General features: G+C 72.5%; 1 protein-coding gene. It reads right to left on the bottom strand.

The window, feature by feature from the left end:
* Window positions 1–426: polyketide synthase dehydratase domain-containing protein (locus PUR56_RS06905; protein ID WP_443034449.1), on the bottom strand; the 426-nt coding region annotated here is incomplete at both ends.

Here is a 426-nt window from a genome sequence, read left to right as displayed (position 1 = left end):
GAGGGGGGTGTGGAGGGTGAGTTCTTCGAGGTGGGGGGTGTCGGTGTGGTGGGCTGCTTGGAGGGCGAGGTCGAGGAAGGCGGTGCCGGGGAGGAGGACGGTGTGGTTGACGGCGTGGTCGGCGAGCCAGGGGTGGGTGCGTAGGGAGATGCGGCCGCTGAGGAGGGTTTCGCCGGTGTCGGCGATGTCGACGGCGGCGCCGACGAGGGGGTGGCCGGTGGTCTCCAGGCCCGCCGCACCGACATCCCCCGCACCGGACGGCGCGTCCAGCCAGAAGTTCTGCTCCTGGAACGGGTAGGTGGGCAGTTCGACGCGTCGGCCGCGGGGGATCGCGGTGGTCCAGTCGACGGTGAGGCCGGTGGTCCAGGCGTGGGCGAGGGAGGTGAGGAGGCGTCGTCGGTCGCCTTCGTCGCGGCGCAGGGTGGG

Source organism: Streptomyces sp. BE303 (genome assembly GCF_036290945.1).
Taxonomy (GTDB): Bacteria; Actinomycetota; Actinomycetes; order Streptomycetales; family Streptomycetaceae; genus Kitasatospora.
The sequence above is the reverse complement of the archived record's forward strand: the minus strand, read 5'-3'. Positions and strand labels throughout refer to the sequence as shown.